Annotated in this window: 20 protein-coding genes; 14 read left to right on the top strand and 6 right to left on the bottom strand. The window is 34.3% G+C overall.

Annotated features, from left to right (window positions below; translation table 11 throughout):
* Positions 1 to 54 precede the first annotated feature (54 nt).
* From C240_RS15210 to C240_RS15185, 6 genes are all read left to right on the top strand, one after another.
* The gene (locus C240_RS15210; protein WP_271497524.1) at positions 55 to 606 is read left to right on the top strand and encodes a biotin transporter BioY; all 552 of its coding nucleotides are present in this window, start codon (positions 55 to 57) and stop codon (positions 604 to 606) included.
* Positions 603 to 917 (top strand): CHY zinc finger protein, encoded by a 315-nt coding sequence (locus C240_RS15205; RefSeq protein WP_271497522.1) that lies wholly within the window; start codon positions 603 to 605, stop codon positions 915 to 917. Before C240_RS15210 ends, C240_RS15205 begins: the two co-directional genes overlap by 4 nt.
* Positions 918 to 1,186: 269 nt before the next feature.
* On the top strand, positions 1,187 to 2,638 hold the full coding sequence (locus C240_RS15200) for a PTS mannitol transporter subunit IICB (RefSeq protein ID WP_271497520.1): 1,452 nt from the start codon (positions 1,187 to 1,189) through the stop codon (positions 2,636 to 2,638).
* Positions 2,639 to 2,665: 27 nt separating this feature from the next.
* On the top strand, positions 2,666 to 4,750 hold the full coding sequence (locus tag C240_RS15195; RefSeq protein WP_271497518.1) for a BglG family transcription antiterminator: 2,085 nt from the start codon (positions 2,666 to 2,668) through the stop codon (positions 4,748 to 4,750).
* Between the two features lies 1 nt (position 4,751).
* Positions 4,752 to 5,186: a PTS sugar transporter subunit IIA gene (locus tag C240_RS15190; protein WP_271497516.1), complete on the top strand. Its 435-nt coding sequence runs from the start codon at positions 4,752 to 4,754 to the stop codon at positions 5,184 to 5,186.
* Complete coding sequence (locus C240_RS15185; RefSeq protein WP_271497514.1) at positions 5,183 to 6,334, top strand: mannitol-1-phosphate 5-dehydrogenase; 1,152 nt, start codon at positions 5,183 to 5,185, stop codon at positions 6,332 to 6,334. The genes C240_RS15190 and C240_RS15185 overlap by 4 nt, the downstream gene beginning before the upstream one ends.
* A 56-nt stretch (positions 6,335 to 6,390) precedes the next feature.
* Here C240_RS15185 and C240_RS15180 read toward each other — a convergent pair whose 3' ends face one another.
* Together C240_RS15180 and C240_RS15175 are read right to left on the bottom strand one after the other, a co-directional pair.
* Positions 6,391 to 7,578: a toxic anion resistance protein gene (locus C240_RS15180; protein WP_271497513.1), complete on the bottom strand. Its 1,188-nt coding sequence runs from the start codon at positions 7,576 to 7,578 to the stop codon at positions 6,391 to 6,393.
* 78 nt (positions 7,579 to 7,656) lie between these two features.
* Positions 7,657 to 8,322 (bottom strand): 5-bromo-4-chloroindolyl phosphate hydrolysis family protein, encoded by a 666-nt coding sequence (locus tag C240_RS15175; protein ID WP_271497511.1) that lies wholly within the window; start codon positions 8,320 to 8,322, stop codon positions 7,657 to 7,659.
* Positions 8,323 to 8,596: 274 nt separating this feature from the next.
* Here C240_RS15175 and C240_RS15170 point away from each other — a divergent pair, with 274 nt between their 5' ends.
* The 6 genes from C240_RS15170 (at position 8,597) to C240_RS15145 (ending at position 13,092) form a co-directional block, all read left to right on the top strand.
* Positions 8,597 to 9,274, top strand: a complete 678-nt coding sequence (locus C240_RS15170) for a hypothetical protein (protein ID WP_271497509.1) — start codon at positions 8,597 to 8,599, stop codon at positions 9,272 to 9,274.
* Between the two features lie 353 nt (positions 9,275 to 9,627).
* Entirely contained in the window at positions 9,628 to 10,209 is a 582-nt protein-coding gene (locus C240_RS15165) for an NUDIX domain-containing protein (protein WP_271497507.1), read from the top strand.
* Positions 10,209 to 10,505 carry a cell wall synthase accessory phosphoprotein MacP gene (macP, locus tag C240_RS15160; protein ID WP_271497505.1) on the top strand — a complete coding sequence of 99 codons (297 nt, stop codon included), beginning with the start codon at positions 10,209 to 10,211 and terminating at the stop codon, positions 10,503 to 10,505. Before C240_RS15165 ends, macP begins: the two co-directional genes overlap by 1 nt.
* A gap of 16 nt (positions 10,506 to 10,521) precedes the next feature.
* Complete coding sequence (locus tag C240_RS15155) at positions 10,522 to 11,214, top strand: 5'-methylthioadenosine/adenosylhomocysteine nucleosidase (RefSeq protein ID WP_271497502.1); 693 nt, start codon at positions 10,522 to 10,524, stop codon at positions 11,212 to 11,214.
* Positions 11,215 to 11,229: 15 nt separating this feature from the next.
* Positions 11,230 to 11,778, top strand: a complete 549-nt coding sequence (locus C240_RS15150; RefSeq protein WP_271497500.1) for a cysteine hydrolase family protein — start codon at positions 11,230 to 11,232, stop codon at positions 11,776 to 11,778.
* Between the two features lie 171 nt (positions 11,779 to 11,949).
* Complete coding sequence (locus tag C240_RS15145; protein WP_271497499.1) at positions 11,950 to 13,092, top strand: low temperature requirement protein A; 1,143 nt, start codon at positions 11,950 to 11,952, stop codon at positions 13,090 to 13,092.
* Positions 13,093 to 13,209: 117 nt separating this feature from the next.
* On the opposite strand, the gene C240_RS15140 is transcribed toward C240_RS15145, so the two are convergent.
* From C240_RS15140 to C240_RS15125, 4 genes are read right to left on the bottom strand one after another with little or no spacing between them, the layout of a single operon-like run.
* Positions 13,210 to 13,638 (bottom strand): GNAT family N-acetyltransferase, encoded by a 429-nt coding sequence (locus tag C240_RS15140; RefSeq protein ID WP_271497498.1) that lies wholly within the window; start codon positions 13,636 to 13,638, stop codon positions 13,210 to 13,212.
* Positions 13,635 to 13,907 (bottom strand): GIY-YIG nuclease family protein, encoded by a 273-nt coding sequence (locus C240_RS15135; RefSeq protein ID WP_271497497.1) that lies wholly within the window; start codon positions 13,905 to 13,907, stop codon positions 13,635 to 13,637. The genes C240_RS15140 and C240_RS15135 overlap by 4 nt, the downstream gene beginning before the upstream one ends.
* Positions 13,897 to 14,631: a tRNA1(Val) (adenine(37)-N6)-methyltransferase gene (locus C240_RS15130; RefSeq protein ID WP_271497495.1), complete on the bottom strand. Its 735-nt coding sequence runs from the start codon at positions 14,629 to 14,631 to the stop codon at positions 13,897 to 13,899. Before C240_RS15130 ends, C240_RS15135 begins: the two co-directional genes overlap by 11 nt.
* A 38-nt stretch (positions 14,632 to 14,669) precedes the next feature.
* Positions 14,670 to 15,086, bottom strand: a complete 417-nt coding sequence (locus C240_RS15125; protein ID WP_271497492.1) for a GNAT family N-acetyltransferase — start codon at positions 15,084 to 15,086, stop codon at positions 14,670 to 14,672.
* Between the two features lie 187 nt (positions 15,087 to 15,273).
* Between C240_RS15125 and C240_RS15120 the strand changes: the two genes are divergently transcribed.
* Together C240_RS15120 and C240_RS15115 are read left to right on the top strand one after the other, a co-directional pair.
* Entirely contained in the window at positions 15,274 to 15,894 is a 621-nt protein-coding gene (locus tag C240_RS15120; RefSeq protein WP_271497490.1) for a lysophospholipid acyltransferase family protein, read from the top strand.
* Between the two features lie 154 nt (positions 15,895 to 16,048).
* Complete coding sequence (locus C240_RS15115) at positions 16,049 to 17,185, top strand: exonuclease SbcCD subunit D (protein WP_271497488.1); 1,137 nt, start codon at positions 16,049 to 16,051, stop codon at positions 17,183 to 17,185.
* Position 17,186 lies beyond the last annotated feature (1 nt).

Raw genomic sequence — 17,186 nt, 5'->3', positions numbered from 1 at the left:
CCTGCTTATAGTATTTTAAATATACAGTAAAAATATATCGATTGGAGAGAGTAAATGAAAACAAAAGATATCACTAAAATTGCAATAATGATAAGTATTATAATTGTTTTAGGTTTTTTTCCGCCAATTCCGATTGGTCTGTTACCAGTTCCCATTGTAATCCAAAATGCTGGTTTTATGATTAGTGGGTTAGTTCTCGGGAAGAAAAACGGTACGATTGCGACCCTGCTGTTCTTATTACTTGTAGCTATTGGGTTTCCTATTTTAGCTGGTGGTCGTGGCGGGATGTCTGTCTTTTTTAGTATCACAGCAGGTTATCTATACGCTTATCCATTTGCAACCTTTTTTATTGGTTGGCTGAATGAGCGGTTTAATCCTAATCATCAAAATATTTGGATTGCTTTTGGGATAACCTTTCTGTTTGGTGCAGTATTTATTGATTTTTTTGGAGCTGTAGGTGTCAGTATTCTTTCAGATGCTTCACTTTCAACTAGCATTATGGGAAATCTAGCATTTATCCCGGGAGATACAATAAAAGCATTTTTGGCAGCATTTATAGCAAAAAGGATTTCAAAAGCGCTGGCACCAAAGAGAAGTCTAAGTTGAAAAAGATATTTGGTGTATTAGTTGATGATGAAGGACGATGTACCCATTATCACTCTGAAGTAGATATTGTAGCGAATAAATGTTACGAGTGCCAACAATATTTTGCTTGTTATCAATGCCATGATGAATTGGTAGATCATCAGTTTAAAGCTTGGCCGATTTCTGAAGAGTTTGAAGAAAAAATAATTCTTTGTGGTTTTTGTAAGACTGAGCTAAGTTACGAAGATTATCAAAAGAATAACCGATGTTTGAAGTGTAATCATTTATTTAACGAAAATTGCTCAATTCATCGGCATATCTATTTTGCTTAATAATTACATTTAGAATAGAAACCGAAAGAAGTGATATTGCTTTTTTCGGTTTTTTTATGTAGTAATTATTCTAAAAACTGTTAAAGTGAATGAACGATCTTTTTTTTTACATTTGTCCAAAAGCTTTGGACAAAACTGTGTTTTGATCTTCTTGTATCCTGCATAGTGAGCGTTTACAATGTATAAGACAACAAGATGTTTGTCTGAAAAATAATCTGCGCAGATTAAATGAAATATCGTTTTTATCATATAAATGGAGGAGAAAAACAATGGAACGAACACAAAGTAATTTTAAAGTGAAAGTTCAACAGTTCGGAAGTTTTCTTAGTGGTATGATTATGCCGAATATTGGGGCATTTATAGCGTGGGGGATTTTAACAGCACTTTTTATTCCTACGGGTTGGTTTCCAAATGAACAATTAAATGAGATTACCGGACCGACAATTACGTACTTATTACCAATTTTAATTGGATTTACAGGCGGGCGCTTGGTTTATGATATTCGCGGTGGTGTAGTTGGGGCTATGGTCACGATGGGTGTTATTACAGGAGCCAATATTCCAATGTTTTTAGGTGCGATGATTGTAGGGCCGATTGGTGCTTATTGTATTAAAAAATTTGATGAACTTGTTGATGGAAAAATTAGACCAGGTTTTGAAATGTTGGTTAATAATTTTTCATCAGGAATCTTAGCATCGATTTTAGCGATCATTGCTTACTTAATCGTAGGTCCAGCTGTAGAAGGATTAAATAACTTTTTAGCAGCCGGAGTTGGCTATTTAGTCGATCATTCTTTGTTACCTTTAGCAAGTATTTTTGTTGAACCAGCAAAAGTTCTATTTTTAAATAACGCAATTAATCATGGTGTTATCAGTCCAATTGCGATTGAGCAAGCAGCAGAAACAGGACGTTCAGTATTATTCCTATTAGAAGCAAATCCAGGACCGGGGCTTGGTATTTTACTTGCTTATACAATATTTGGACGAGGTAGTGCAAAACAAACAGCACCTGGAGCGATAATTATTCACTTCTTAGGTGGAATTCATGAGATTTATTTCCCTTATATTCTGATGAAACCTGCTCTAATTCTTTCAGCTATTGGCGGTGGCATGGCTGGTGTCATGACCTTTTCAATTTTTAATGCTGGACTTGTTGCACCAGCATCACCAGGTAGTATTTTTGCTATTTTAGCAATGACTCCTCGAGATGGATATTTTGGTGTTTTAGCGGGAATTACTGTAGCTACAGCAGTTTCGTTCGCGGTTTCAGCTGTTATTTTAAAAGCATCCAAAGAATCAGAAACGTCCATTGAGTCGGCCTCTGAAAAAATGAGTGCCTTAAAAGGAAAGAAAGCTGTCACACCGGCAACTGCTACCAATTCTGCATTTGCCGTACAAGAAGAAATCAGTGAAGAAGGCAACAACCTTGCACAAACGAAAAAGATTATTTTTGCGTGTGATGCAGGTATGGGATCCAGTGCAATGGGCGCTTCAGTTCTAAGAAATAAGGTAAAAAAAGCTGGTTTAGAAATCGAAGTGGTTAACTCAGCAATCTCCCAGCTACCAACAGATGCGGATATTGTAGTGACGCATAAAGATTTAACTAATCGAGCAAAAGAGAGATTACCTCAGGCATATCATGTTTCTGTTGATAATTTTTTGAGTAGTGACAAATATGATGAATTAGTCGAAAGATTATCTACTCTAATACAAAAAGCATAGTTCTAACAATTTTAAAGGAGGAATTCCATGTATCTTTCAGCACGCGCCAGATTAATTATGGAGCAACTTTTCATTAATAATCAACCAGTAATTATTGATGAATTGGCAGAGGAGTTGAGTGTGAGTGAACGGACAATTCGTCGAGATTTAAAAGAAGTTGAAGAGACGTTATTTAGTTACCACTTAACGTTAAAGAAAGAATCTGGAATTCTAACTTTAGAAGGAACTGCTTCAGATCAACAGAAATTCCGCTGGCAGTTAATGGACTTATCCTACAATGAATATAGTCCTGATGAACGTCAACAACAAATTTTGAAAACGTTATTAAAAGAAAATGATGGCGTAAAATTAGTAGGTTTAGCCAATGATTTGAACGTAACTATTTCTACGATTAGCAGTGATTTGACAAAGATCGAAGAACGGCTTCCAAAAAACGTTACAATTGAACGAAAAAGAGGTTCAGGAGTTTATTTACGTGCAGGTGAAATTCAAAAAAGAAATCTAATGAGTATAATTTTTGGGCAACAATTTCCTAATTATCAACTACTGAAATTTTTTCAAGAACAATCACGAGAAGCGATTACAACTGAATGGATTGAAGGGCGTTTACTAGATTTAGTTAGTGGTGAATTATTAACTCGGGTTGAACAAAGCGTGCGAAAATGGCGCAAAGACAGCGCCACTGGAATTAGTGATGAAGCATATGCAAATTTAATTGTCCATATTTCTATTTCAGTTGAAAGAATGATTGAAGGTAATTTCATTCAGCAAACAAATGAAAACGAACAAATGAGTCATTATTCAGAGTTTGAGACTGCCAAGCAAATTTTAGCTGATATCCTTGAAATGGAGTCAGAATTCGTTCCAGAAGGTGAAGCCGCCTATGTTACATCGCATCTTCGCGGGATAAAAACGAGAGAAGGCAGTACCAGGTTTATTGAAAATGAAGAACTTCAAGTGATGTCGTTAACCAAAAAATTGATCGAAAAAGTTGAAGCCGAACTAAAACAAACATTGCCTAAAGAATCATTGGTTAAAGGTTTAATTGCCCATTTAAGACCAACATTGAGACGGTTGGAACAAGACATGCGGATTTATAATCCTTTGATCCAATCAATTAAACAAGACTATCCAGAGTTGTTTGTAGTTGTGAGACGCGCTTTCGATCAAGTTTATCAAGAAAAAGTAGTACCTGATGAAGAAATTGGTTATCTTGTTCTGCATTTTGGCTCAGTCATTTTACAACTAGAAAGTACAAATAGTTTTTCTGGTTTAGTTGTGTGTGCCAGTGGGATTGGGACGTCAAGAATGTTGGTAACACGTTTACGGCAGCAAATTCCTCAATTAAAAAAATTAGAAACGGTGTCTTTATTCGAATTAGGAAGAAAACGTTTAGAAAAAAAATATGATGTTATCATTTCAACAATTGATTTAGGACAAGTAGATTTTGACTATTTTTTAGTTTCTCCAATTTTGAATGAGCGAGAATTATCTCAGATTGCAGTTTTCTTAAAAAGTCTACAAAGTGAGTACCAGCGAAATACAGTGAATGAAGAGCGAGCAGAGCAATTGACCGTACTTGAAGCGATGAACTTTTTAGAGCAAAAACAACTAATAACGTCGATTGTTTTAACCATTTTGAAAAACTTTAAATATGCCAAATTAAATCAGGCAAACGGGACAACAGAAGATACAATACGCGCTATTTGCACGCAGCTACTAGAAAAAGATCCAACGTTAAATGTTGAAACTTTAATCAATACATTCATACAAAATGATAACAAAAAGGTATTTACCATATTAGGAACAAAAATCGGAGTATTTCATGCAAGAAATGAATGTATCAAAGAACCTTTTTTTCAATTATTTGCTTTAGAAAAATCGGTTGTTATGGAACAATCAGCTGATTCGGATAAGGCAATTGATCGTATTGTGTTGCTATTAGTACCAGAAAAATTTTCGCAAGAAGGCCTAGAAGTTGTTAGTTATATTAGCACACTTTTTGTAGATAATACTCAAATCGGCGAATTATTAGAATATGGAACCACGGAAGAAATTTCTATTTACTTTGTACAAAAATTATTAACCTATGTAGAAACGAGGGGGAATTAAATTGGTACTATTAAAAAAAGAAGATATCCTTTTAAAACAGAATTATTCAGATAAAAAAGCAGCTATCACAGCAGCTGGAGAAAAATTAGTTGAACAAGGTTATGTAGCAGAAAGTTACATTGAAAAAATGATTGAAAGAGATACATTAACGACGACTTTTATTGGCAATATGGTCGCTATCCCTCATGGTACTGATGACTCTAAACACATGATTCACAAATCTGGAATTGTTATTTTACAAGTTCCTGAAGGCGTAGAATTTGAAGGGAATCAAGTAAAACTAATTATCGGAATTGCAGGAATTGAAAATGAACATTTAGATATGCTATCACAAATTGCATTAGTTTGTTCTGATATTGAAAAAGTTGAGCAGTTAGTTTCGGCAAATTCAGAAATGGAAATGATTGAGTTGTTTAAAGAAGAGGTGACAGCATGAGTAAAATCGCTGTTCATTTTGGTGCTGGAAATATCGGGCGCGGTTTTATCGGCTGGTTGTTGGTTAAAGCTGGTTATCAAGTGATTTTTGCAGATGTAAATGACGAAGTTGTAAATGCTATTAATCAGCAAGGAAAGTATGAAGTGATTTTAGCAAATGAAGCACAAGAACGATTTTTAGTAGAAGGTATTCAAGCCGTTAACAGCGTTACTGAGGCGGAAAAATTAGCTGAATGGATCAGTCAAGCAGAGATTATCACAACCGCCGTAGGACCGACAATCTTACCAAGATTAGCTAACACAATAGCGCAAGGATTAGAATTAAGAAAAGAGTCTGAACATTATTTAACAATCATTGCGTGTGAAAATATGATTGGCGGATCGGAAATTTTAGAAGCAGAAGTTTTACCTTTATTAACTGAAGAGGCAAAGATATATGCTGATAAATTTGTTGACTTCCCTAATTCTGCTGTCGATCGAATTGTACCAAATCAAAACCATCAAGATCCATTAACAGTGACAGTTGAGCCATTTTTTGAATGGGTGGTTGAAGAACCAGAAAATAAAAAGAATGCACCTCAAATTGCTGGATTAAATTATGTGCCGGATCTAACGCCTTATATCGAGCGGAAGCTATTTACAGTAAATACAGGGCATGCTGTAACGGCATATTTTGGCTATATGAAAGATATCGAATCAATCGAAGATGCGATTTTAAATGAAAAAGTTTTATTTATAGTAAGAAGTGCATTGGAAGAAACAGGGGCTTTGTTAGAAAAGAAATTCCAATTCTCCCATAAAGAACATCAAGAGTACATTGATAAAATTATTGATCGATTTAAAAATCCTTATATTTCTGATTATGTAACTCGTGTTGGACGGTCTCCGATTAGAAAAATTGGTGAAAATGACCGCTTTATTCAGCCGGCAAGACAATTTGCTGAAGCCTTTAATGAAACACCGAAAGCTTTAGCTGTAGCCATTGCTGCCGCATTAAAATTCAAGGAACCAACAGATGAAGAAGCGTGTGCCTTGCAAAAAGCGATTGAAGAAAAAGGTTTAGATGTCGCTATTGAACAATATACTGGTTTAAAACCGTACACTAAATTATTTGAAAAAGTTCGTAATTCTTATTATGAATTAGTCTGAAAAAAACCGCTTAAATGAAGTGAATAATCCTTCATTAAGCGGTCTTTGGTCGGTGTTTATTGTGTTAATTCTAATAATTTGTTTTTCAAATCTTCTTCCATATGGCCTAACTCAATTTCAGCAGCACGGCGTTTTTCTTTACCTTCTTGCTGAATACGTAAAGTCTCTTGAATGGTTTCAACAAGATCATTTTGAGTTTTCTGTAAAGTATCAATATCAACGATGCCGCGTTCATTTTCTTTTGCAGTTTCAATCGCAGAAATTTTAAGCATTTCAGAATTTTTCTTCAATAAATCATTTGTTGTTTCAGAAACTTGTCGTTGAGCTGTTACAGCATCTTTTTGACGTAATAAAGTCAAGGCAATCACGACTTGGTTTTTCCAAAGTGGTATAGCCGTATTAATAGAAGCTTGAATTTTCTCAGCTAAAGCTTGGTTTGTATTTTGAATTAAACGAATTTGTGGAGCTTGCTGGATAGTAATTTGGCGTGCTAAACGTAAATCATGGGTTCTTTTGTCTAAACGATCTAAAAATTGAGTATAGTCGTTCGCAATTTGCACATCCATTTGATCGCCTGTTGCTTCCGCTTTTTTCATCGCTTCAGGTATGATTGATGTTTGTAATTCTTCAATCTTAATTTCCCCTGCTGCAATATAAATATTTAGGGCATCAAAATAATCTTTGTTCTTATTATATAGCTGTTCAAGCATCAAATTATCTTTTAGTAAACCGTCTTTTTCTTTGTCTAGCTTAACGGCAATTTTATCGATTTGAGCCCCGATTTTCTGATATTTAGCAGTAATTTCAAAAATAGATTGTTTGACTTTACCAAACATTTTCTGGAAAAAGTTTCCTTCACCAGCACGTAATTCATCAGGATTTGCTTCATTTAATCGATACATTAAATCTGTTAAAGAATCTCCTACCGGTCCAATATCTTGTGCTTGGACATGGTTTAACATTGATTGTGAAAATTCTCCAAGTTTAGTTTGGGCAGCAGAGCCGTAAGTAATGACAGCTTGAGCATCTTGTACATCAATTTTTGAGGCTAATTCTCTTGCTTGAACTTTACGGTCTTCAGGTAATTTATCGATTAAGCGGGCAGCTACTTGTTGATCCTGCAAAGCAGAAATTTCACTTTGTTGAGTAGCAGTCAGCGAATCGACAGGTGTTGAAAACGGATTGTTCAACAAATCATCTAAAGTATCGCTGACAGGTGTTATATCTTTTGGTTTATCATCCATGTGACTTCCTCCTATAAAAGTTGAACGAATTTGTTAACAGAAAAAATAGAAGATTTGTAAAACTTAGTACTATGGTACTTAAATTTCTTCTTTTGTTTCATTATCTCTTTTTAAACTGTTTTTAGCAACGGAAATCTCAATATCTAAGTCTTCTAAATCATCAGAGACAAATTGTTCATAATCTTTTTTGATTAATTTAGATACTTGGTCAATGATTTGAGCACTTTCTTCCAGCTTTTCGTAAGTTTGTTTGTTTTTAATTTCGTGGTCGTCAATTTCTAAATACTTGCTAGTTAGATCAACTAGATTTGGTAAGTGTGTATAAAGAAAATGATTTGCTGAATGTAGTTTTTTTGGTTCTTTGACTAACTCTTTAAAAAGTGCTTTTGAGACTTTCAATGTATCGTTGCGCAAATCAATCGCTCTTAACTTAGTAGAAGCATTCATGTTTTCCTGCAGCTGAATAATTTGTTTTTTGGTTATGTTCATCGTGTCTCTAAAGAAGTTGATTTCTTGGTCAGTCATCCCAAGTTTTTCATAATGCTCCTCTTTTGTTTTCGTAAGGCTTGGCATTTGCTCTTCTTTTTTCGCTCCATTTTTTTTATTTGACCCAGTAAATAGCAGTATGACTAAAATTACCGCTACCACAACCACTGCCGGCAGATTGATACCTGTAATAAAACGTAGAACGAAACCAGCTAAAAGTAAATAAGCAATTATTTTGATAAGTTTTCCTATTCTCATTTTAAATTCCCTCCAATCATTCATTCCATCGAAAGTTTTATCCTTCGCTACATATGTATTTTATCACATTTATATTAATAAAGAATATCAGTCCAAAGGTTGATTTTAATATTTAGAGAAAATGTAAGAAATTACCGTGAAATACCCTGTTTTTTTCCTACTTTGGATGTAGATGCTTCTCAATAGTTCACAAAAAAGTCAAAAGAAAAATAAGAAAAATCTACAAACCTAGGGTATAATGGAAGACAGCTAACAGAATTGAAGGAGAGAAACCGTGAAAAAGATAAAAATTATTACAATACTATTTATCGGTTTGGTGGTTACAGGCTGTTCAAAAGCAAAACCAGTTGAAGAAGAAAAAGCGCAAGAATATTCACAAGCAACAAGTTCGAGTGTGGAAGAATCTACTTTTTATGGTGACGACGATGCTTTTTATGAGCCGATAGAAGGTAGATCAAGTGACTCAGTTGATGTCAATAAAGCTGCGACAGAAGAAACCAAAGAAAAATCAGATAGTAAATTAGAAGTAATTAAAACCAATAATGGTAATTTTAAAATAGAAATGCCAACAGGTTGGGAATCGGCGGAAACTAAAGAACTTAGTGATAATGCAGATATTAGTTTGAAGAATACTGAAAAAGAAGCTTATTACATGGTTTTAAGTGAAGCTAAAAAAGATTTTGATAGTTTTTCTGCTTTTAAAAGTTCGGTTGATTTATCCGATTTAGGTGAAAAAAGTAACGAGACCAAAAAATCTATTTCATACAATGGCTTAAAGGGTGAACGACGTACATTTGTGGCTAAGAAAGATGATATTGAGGTTTACTATATATATGATCTGATGGAAGGTAAGGACCATTATCTTCAATGCATCAGTTGGACACTTAATAGCAGTAAAGAAGCCAATGAAAAAGAGTTAACTACACTTATGAACTCTTTAGCAGAAATGTAAAATTTTAGATAAGCTGGGAAGTAAATGAAGCCCGTAGATTTTGTTCCAATTCACATTGTCAAAGAGTTCGAATATTTGTGGTTCGTAATGGATGATCTAAAACTTAGAATGTAGCGCTTTTCCTTTAAAACGCTAAAAATTGAAAGTTTCTAGCCCAGCTTTGCCCAATAAATCAAGTAAAAGCGATAAATTATCGAATTACTTGATTTTTTGCATTATCAAAAAGAGAAAAAATAGTTTATTTATTTAGTTTGTTGGTATAATAAAGTGAATCAATAACAAGTATAGAAGAAAGATAAGTGAAAAAAATTTAAAATTGAGGTATGATACCGTTAGAAAGATTGGTGAACAGCATGATGGATTTTGAAGAATTCGAAGAAAAGACAATTTCCAGAAAAGAAATATTTAAAGGCCATATTATTGAAGTTGTGGTGGATGAAGTAAAATTGCCGAATGGTGAAACTGGAACTCGTGAGTTAGTTTTTCATCCTGGGGCAGTGGCGGTAATTCCGATTACAGATGATAACAAGATGATTATGGTCAAACAATATCGAAAACCAATGGAAAAAGTTATCTTAGAAATTCCTGCTGGTAAAATTGATCCGGGAGAACAAGATCATCCTAAAATAACTGCTGAAAGAGAACTGGAAGAAGAAACAGGCTATCGAGCGAATCAATTTTCATTTGTAACGTCAATGTATGTCTCGCCTGGTTTTGCTAATGAGCTTCTCCACATCTACTTCGCACAAAACTTAGAAAAAGTACCAAATCCCCGTCCACAAGATGAGGATGAGGTTTTAGAATTATATAGAGTAACCTTAGATGAAGCGAAAGCCGCGATTGCAAGTGGAATCATTTGTGATGCAAAAACAATTTTTGCCGTACAATATTGGGAATTACAGCTGTTAAAAGAGCGGTTAAAGGAGGATAACTAATGAGTAAAGGTCCGCTGGTTACTCGGACGGAATTACGCAAACGTAAAGAAGAAGCTGAAAAAGAAGAGCAAAGACATTTTGATCAAGAAAAAAAAGCAGCTGAAAAAGAGTACCGTAAGAAAGATAAAGAGATTTCAAATTTTTATCGAAAAGAAAGTAAGAAGCAAAAAGACATTACCAAGACGCGTTCGAATGAACAAACAAAAATACGTGAGCGCAGTAGTACATTAACGAAAGCCATTATTATTGTTGCTATTTTATTGGCAATTGTAATTTTTATTGTATTGAATTTATAGAAAAGAGGAAATCACTATGAAAATCGGTATTATTGGAGCAATGGATCAAGAAGTTAAAATCTTAAAAGAAGCATTAACAGATACTAGATCTTGGGAAAGAGCCGGTGCATTATTTGTTACGGGTTCATTAGGCCGACATGAAGTGATTGTAGTTCGTTCAGGTATTGGGAAAGTATTATCTGCGGTGACTACAACTTTACTGATTCACCAATATGGTGTAAATATGGTTATCAATACAGGTTCTGCTGGCGGAATCGGCAACGGCTTAGCTGTAGGGGACTTAGTGATTGCGGATCAATTAGCTTATTTTGATGTTGATGTTACTGGCTTTGGTTATCAAAAAGGTCAATTACCAGGGATGCCTTTATTCTATGCATCAAGTGACTATTTAAAAGCTGAAATGAAAAAAGCGGCAGAAAAAGCTGGAATGGCTGTTCATCATGGTTTGATTGTTACGGGTGATTCATTTGTTAACGATCAACAAAGAGTGAAAGAAATTTTAGCAGAATTCCCGCAAGCTTTAGCGTGTGAAATGGAAGGCGCCGCAATTGCACAGGCAGCTGCACAGTTTAAGATTCCATTTTTAGTTGTAAGAGCAATTAGCGATACAGCTGATCATGCAGCTACTCAAACTTTTGATGAGTTTATCGAAGAAGCTGGTGAAAAATCTGCAAAAATGGTTATGCATTTTGTAGAAGAACTAGTTTAGTCAGGAGATGTAATAATGAGAGCGTTGATTTCAATTGATTACACGAATGATTTTGTAGCCGAAAATGGTGCCTTAACAACAGGTATAGCTGGGCAAGAGATTGAACAAGAGATAGTCAAGTTAACTGAGTCGTTTACTAAAAATAATGATTTTGTTGTTTACGCGATTGACAGTCATGAAAAAGATGATACTTATCATCCAGAAAATCAGCTATTTCCACCACATAATCTTGCTAATTCAGAAGGACGTAATCTATACGGTAAACTTGCAGAAGTTTATGAAGAAAGTTGCGAAAAAGAAACCGTTTATTGGATTGATAAACGTCATTATTCAGCATTTAGCGGAACGGATTTAGATATTCGTTTACGAGAAAGAATGATAACGGAAATTCACTTAATTGGGGTTTGTACCGATATTTGTGTGCTTCATACGGCTGTAGATGCTTATAATTTAGGATATAAAATTGTTATTCATAAACATGCTGTAGCCAGTTTTGATCCAGTGGGACATGAATGGGCATTGAATCATTTTAAGAATACATTAGGTGCACAAATCATTGAATAGCTAGATAGTGTCTATTAATAGAATAAACAGGTAGGATTGACTATATTTTAGTTTAATTCTATCTGTTTTTCTTTTTAGTAAAAAGGATCACTATTTTTGTAAAAAATATGCTGACAAGGCTATAATTAAAAGTACATATAAATAAATTATTAAAGAAATGGAAGTGAAAATATGCAAATATTAAAAAAAGAAGTTTCAGAATTTGAATTGTTTTATGACTTGATTTTTGCTTATGCGATTAGTCGTATTACAGCAATTCTTTATCTAGGAACAGATCAGATGTTTTCTTTAAAAAATATTGGGGAATTTTTGATATTAACTCTTGTATTTTGGACTATTTGGACATATCAGACTGTTTTTATGAATCGCTTCTCTATAAAAAATAGAATCAACGCTTTATTTTTATTTTTCGACATGTTTTGGGTTATTATTTTAGCACAATCGATTGATATTAGTTTTGAAAAAACGCATTTTACATTTGCCGGAGCAACATCGATTCTCTTTTTTAGTATTGCTTTGCAGTATTACTTGAAGATGAGAAGTACAGATGATGAGGTTATAAAAAAACTATGTGGTCAGTTAATTGGTGTGTTATGTATAAGTGGTTTACTTGGATTTATTACGATTATTCCATTAGGTAGTTACACAAGTCGTTTGATTTTATATGTGATTTCAATTTTTATTACAGCTTTTTTCCCGATTGTCATGAAAAAAGCACTCCAAGGTTTTCCAACAAATTTTGAACATTTAACAGAACGCTATAGTTTATTTACTTTATTATTATTTGGTGAGGCGGTTATTGCAGTAGCAAGTACAATTGCTTATAACTATATTAGCATCGGTAGTTTGTTATTCTTTTTGATAATCGTGGTAATGTTTCTTTTTTATAATACGGTCTATAAATCAGCGATTGATCGAGAAAAGGAAACAGCTGGGTTAGTTTTGATTCATTCGCATTATTTTGTATTTGTCGGTTTGGGTATGTCAGTTATTTTATATGAGAATTTTGTTGCTAGTGAAATTAATTCGCTATTTTTTGTATTAGCCTTGGCTGTCAGTTTGCTTCTATTTTTAGGTGGAACTCTTGCCAATATGATGGCTTATTCTAAAAATGAATACGATTATTTACCATTTATAAGTAAAAATGCTATTTATTTTATAGGCTGGGTGGCAGCTGGATTATTGTTACAAGATTTTATTGTACCTTTTTTATTGGTAAATATTGGATTTTTGCTATTTTTATTATATAAAGTTAAACGGGAGCTTGCTGCACAGTCGAGTAGTACGCGAAAAACTAAAATAAATGGGTACTAAAAAAGTCTGAACTAAAACGGAATTTTCGCTTTGGTTCAGATTTTAACTTTGAAGGTAAACTATCGAACAGTGCGTTTTCTCTCCATACGGATATAACCCTGCTCATCTTCTTTATGTTCAGGATTGATGATAGAATAACCATGTTTTGAGTAGAAAATTTTCAGCTGTTCGCGATGCTGGGACTTCAATTCTAGAAGCGCGGGTATAAAAGGGATCAGTTGCCATCTGATTCAATAAAGCAGATCCAATACCTTGGTTATGCAGTTCGGGTTGTACGAATAAACTTAAGATGATGCTTTCAGATATACTATCCCAAAAAGGACAAATCGTAGCTGTGCCAATGATTTGTCCTTTTTCAGATTCTGCAACGTAGGTATGAGCATAAGAAGCTTGTTCCAATATTTTTTCTGGTGAATATTCTTGAGCTAATTTTTTCATTTGTTCAAGTGGATAGTCCTGACTGTTAATTTCTAAAAAATTTTTTGCTAGAAGTATAGATATTTCTTGCGCATCTTTAGCTTGAAAAATACGAACAGAATAATTCAAAATGATTCAGCACCTTTCTTCTTCAAATACTGTTCTTTTTTTGTTCTTGTTAGTTTTTTAAAGGCGTATTCCGCTTTGGTTGCATCACTACGAGTTGCAAAAATTTCAGTATGAATCATTTTAACAGGTCTTCGGGAAGGTAAACGGGTATATTTTGCCCCAGTACCGCTGTTATGTTCTTCTAATCGCCGTTTCGGGTCAGTGGTGTATCCGCCGTAAAAAGTATTGTCTTGGCAGTGAAGAACGTAAAAATAGTGGTTAGTTTCCATAAAGCATCGCCTTCATCTCTGGTAGATAATTGTTATCTTCGTCATAAGTGAAAAGCGGCGGTAATACTCGAAACCCATCTTTTTTTCCTTGTTTAATCCCTTCAATCAATAAGGTGTTCGCTTCTTTTCCTGCTTTGGGATAGATGAATCTTACCCGTTTTGGTGCTATGTTTTCAGCTTCCATAGCATGAAGAATGTCTAAGAATCGATCTGGTCGATGCACCATGGCTAGTCGGCCATTTGTTTTAAGTAATTTTGCTGAAACACTAACAACCTCATTTAGGGAAGTATGAATTTCATGACGGGCAATCGCTAAGTGCGGATTCGGATTTTTTTGGCTTGCTGGTAATTCTTTGAAATAAGGTGGGTTGCATAAGACTAAATCAACTGAATCTGGCTTAACAACAGTCGTTGCTTGTTTTAAATCCAGTTCGATCATCTGTATTTGTTTATCTAACTGATTAAGCTGGATACTCCTTTTTCCCATATCTGCCAGACGATTTTGTAATTCTATTTGAATGATTTCTGCATTTGTTTTTCGACTAGCGAATAGACCAACGGCACCATTTCCGGCACATAAATCGACAATTCTACCCTTTTTAGGAAGTACTGGAAAGTTTGCCAGCAAGACCGCGTCTAATGAAAAAGAAAAGACCTCTTTGCTTTGAATAATTTGAATATCATCAGCAAATAATTGATCGATCCGTTCACCTGGTAATAACATATTCTATACATCCTTCCAACTTTTTAACTGTTTTTAAGTTAAATTCTTTTGACTAAATAATACTTGGTGGTTCCTTTAAATGGTGTATCTACTAATTTTCCAAAAACATGATAACCAAATTTTTCATAAAAACTTTTGGCTTGATAATCTTGTGTATGAACAGTGATAAGTTTAGAACCAGCTTCGATAGCAAATTCTTCTGCTTGTTTGAGTAATTGACTGCCGTAACCGCAGCCATGATAATGATTTTTTAGTGCTAATAAAGATATATGAGTAGCATTCATCCATTTATTAGCTGTAATACCGCCGATGTAGCTTTGATTGTCATAAATAGCGAGAGAGAACGTTTGATTTTTTTCAGCGGGCACCTGTTTAAGTTCTTCTTGATGCTTGGAGAGTAGTTGAATTAAATTTGCTTCATTTTGATCGTGATTGAATGGTTTTATAGTAATCATTGAATCATCCTCCATCATTTTATTCGATTATATAGTAGTTGAAAAGAAATAAAAAGCTCTTTCAATGGAAGAGAGTAACTCCTTGTATTATACTACGAGTATGATTGGGAAGAAACTGGAGAAAAGACTTGTCAAAAGACGTGATTTTCGTCATACTGTTATCTAGAGAAAAGAAAGGAAGAAAAACATGTTTTTTACATTTATGCGTGGGGTTGTCCGAGTTGTTTTATTTATTATCAACGGCAATGCTCGTTATGAAAAGAAAGACCGAATTCCTCAAAATGAAAATTATATTCTAGTCGCACCACATAGAACTTGGTGGGAACCATTGTATTTGGCTGTTGCCGGATCACCTAAAAAATTTAGTTTTATGGCTAAAAAAGAGCTGTTTAAAAATCCTGTCCTAAGTTTTATTCTAAAACATGCCAACGCTTTTCCTGTTGATCGGGAAAATCCAGGACCAAGCGCAATTAAGACGCCAGTTAAAACCTTGAAAAATGGTGATTTAAGTTTGATTATGTTTCCTAGTGGAACACGTCATTCATCAGATTTAAAAGGTGGAGTTGCGCTTATTGCAAAAATGGCGAAAGTTCAAATCGTTCCAGCTGTTTATCAAGGACCATTGACGTTAAAAGATTTATTTAAACGCCGTCGTGTAACAGTTCGTTTCGGTGAGCCAATTGATGTTAGTGATATTCCTAAAATGGATAAAGAAGGTATCGCTGAAATAGAGCGTAGAATGCAAACGTCATTTGATCGTTTAGATCAAGAAATTGATCCAAATTTTAAATACGAAGCAAAAGGCTAAAAAAGCAGCTTAATCTGTTTAGAAAAAAGTTTGAAACCTTATCTAGAGGAATCAAGCTTTTTTTATTTTTATAGATATTTTTGTACGTTTGAATCACGTTTTTCTACATAAATTTGGTATAATAGTAAGAAGGACTTTTTTAGGTGGTGGAATTATGCGCTTTTTACATACAGCCGATTGGCATATTGGCAAAAAATTACATGGATATGACTTACTGGAAGAACAACAAGCTGCATTTCAGCAGATCTTGGCAATTGCTAAAGCTGAAAAAGTAGAGGCTATTGTAATCGCAGGCGATTTGTATGACCGTTCTGTTCCAGCAGTTGAAGCTATTGAAGTATTTAACCAAATGATTATTGAAATGAATTTAAAAGAAAAATTTCCAGTATTAGCAATTTCTGGAAATCACGATAGCAGTACTCGTTTAGAAACTGGGGGACCGTGGTTTGCTCAATCCAATTTTCATCTAAATACCCGATTGGAGCAAGCTTTTCAACCTATTGAAATAGAAAATACACAGTTTTTCCTATTACCTTATTTTGAACCAATTGCTGCTCGTTTATATTTTAAAAATGATGATATTGGTACCATTGAAAAAGCGATGAAAGTAGTTATCACAGAAATGGAAGCTTTGTTTAAGCCCGATATGTCTCATGTATTGGTTAGTCATTTTTTTGTTGCAGGAAGTGAAAAGACTGATTCTGAAACGAAATTAATGGTTGGTGGTTTAGATACTGTGCCCGTTTCTTTATTAAATAGATTTGACTATGTGGCATTGGGACATTTACATGGTAAAAATGCACTGCAAGCTAATAATGCTCGGTACAGCGGCTCACCGTTAAAGTTTTCATTATCAGAAATGAATCAGACGAAAGGTGTTTGGATCGTTGAGACTGATGAAAAGAAAACTTCATTTGAATTTAAAGAAATAAAACCTTTAAGAGATGTGATACAAATTGAAGGAAGTTTTAAGGAGCTTATTTCACCTGAGTTTTATGAATCGATTAACCGGGAAGTTTATATCCATATCCAATTAACAGATCGAGCAGTAATTCCCAATATGATGAACCAACTAAGACAAGTTTATCCGCGAATTATCGGTGTCGAGCGATTATTCGGTCGCGAACGTCCGGAACAAGTAAAGGGCAAACAAAGCATAAAATCGGCCACACCAGTTGAATTGGTTGATCAATTTTTTTCTGAAGTTACTGGAGAAGAGATAACCAAGCAGCAACAAGATTGGATTAAAGAAAATCTAGCAGAAATTCATCAAGAAGAAAGAGGGAAATAAG

Source organism: Enterococcus sp. 5H, assembly GCF_028128615.1.
GTDB lineage: Bacteria > Bacillota > Bacilli > Lactobacillales > Enterococcaceae > Enterococcus_L.
This window is presented reverse-complemented; position numbering and strand designations above follow the sequence as displayed.

Bases quoted from the DNA above. Each gene is read 5' to 3' on its own strand.
- C240_RS15210 (WP_271497524.1), top strand. From the start codon at position 55: ATGAAAACAAAAGATATCACTAAAATTGCAATAATGATAAGTATTATA.
- C240_RS15200 (WP_271497520.1), top strand. From the start codon at position 1,187: ATGGAACGAACACAAAGTAATTTTAAAGTGAAAGTTCAACAGTTCGGA.
- C240_RS15195 (WP_271497518.1), top strand. From the start codon at position 2,666: ATGTATCTTTCAGCACGCGCCAGATTAATTATGGAGCAACTTTTCATT.
- C240_RS15185 (WP_271497514.1), top strand. From the start codon at position 5,183: ATGAGTAAAATCGCTGTTCATTTTGGTGCTGGAAATATCGGGCGCGGT.
- C240_RS15180 (WP_271497513.1), bottom strand. From the start codon at position 7,578: ATGGATGATAAACCAAAAGATATAACACCTGTCAGCGATACTTTAGAT.
- C240_RS15175 (WP_271497511.1), bottom strand. From the start codon at position 8,322: ATGAGAATAGGAAAACTTATCAAAATAATTGCTTATTTACTTTTAGCT.
- C240_RS15165 (WP_271497507.1), top strand. From the start codon at position 9,628: ATGATGGATTTTGAAGAATTCGAAGAAAAGACAATTTCCAGAAAAGAA.
- macP (WP_271497505.1), top strand. From the start codon at position 10,209: ATGAGTAAAGGTCCGCTGGTTACTCGGACGGAATTACGCAAACGTAAA.
- C240_RS15155 (WP_271497502.1), top strand. From the start codon at position 10,522: ATGAAAATCGGTATTATTGGAGCAATGGATCAAGAAGTTAAAATCTTA.
- C240_RS15150 (WP_271497500.1), top strand. From the start codon at position 11,230: ATGAGAGCGTTGATTTCAATTGATTACACGAATGATTTTGTAGCCGAA.
- C240_RS15145 (WP_271497499.1), top strand. From the start codon at position 11,950: ATGCAAATATTAAAAAAAGAAGTTTCAGAATTTGAATTGTTTTATGAC.
- C240_RS15135 (WP_271497497.1), bottom strand. From the start codon at position 13,907: ATGGAAACTAACCACTATTTTTACGTTCTTCACTGCCAAGACAATACT.
- C240_RS15130 (WP_271497495.1), bottom strand. From the start codon at position 14,631: ATGTTATTACCAGGTGAACGGATCGATCAATTATTTGCTGATGATATT.
- C240_RS15125 (WP_271497492.1), bottom strand. From the start codon at position 15,086: ATGATTACTATAAAACCATTCAATCACGATCAAAATGAAGCAAATTTA.
- C240_RS15120 (WP_271497490.1), top strand. From the start codon at position 15,274: ATGTTTTTTACATTTATGCGTGGGGTTGTCCGAGTTGTTTTATTTATT.
- C240_RS15115 (WP_271497488.1), top strand. From the start codon at position 16,049: ATGCGCTTTTTACATACAGCCGATTGGCATATTGGCAAAAAATTACAT.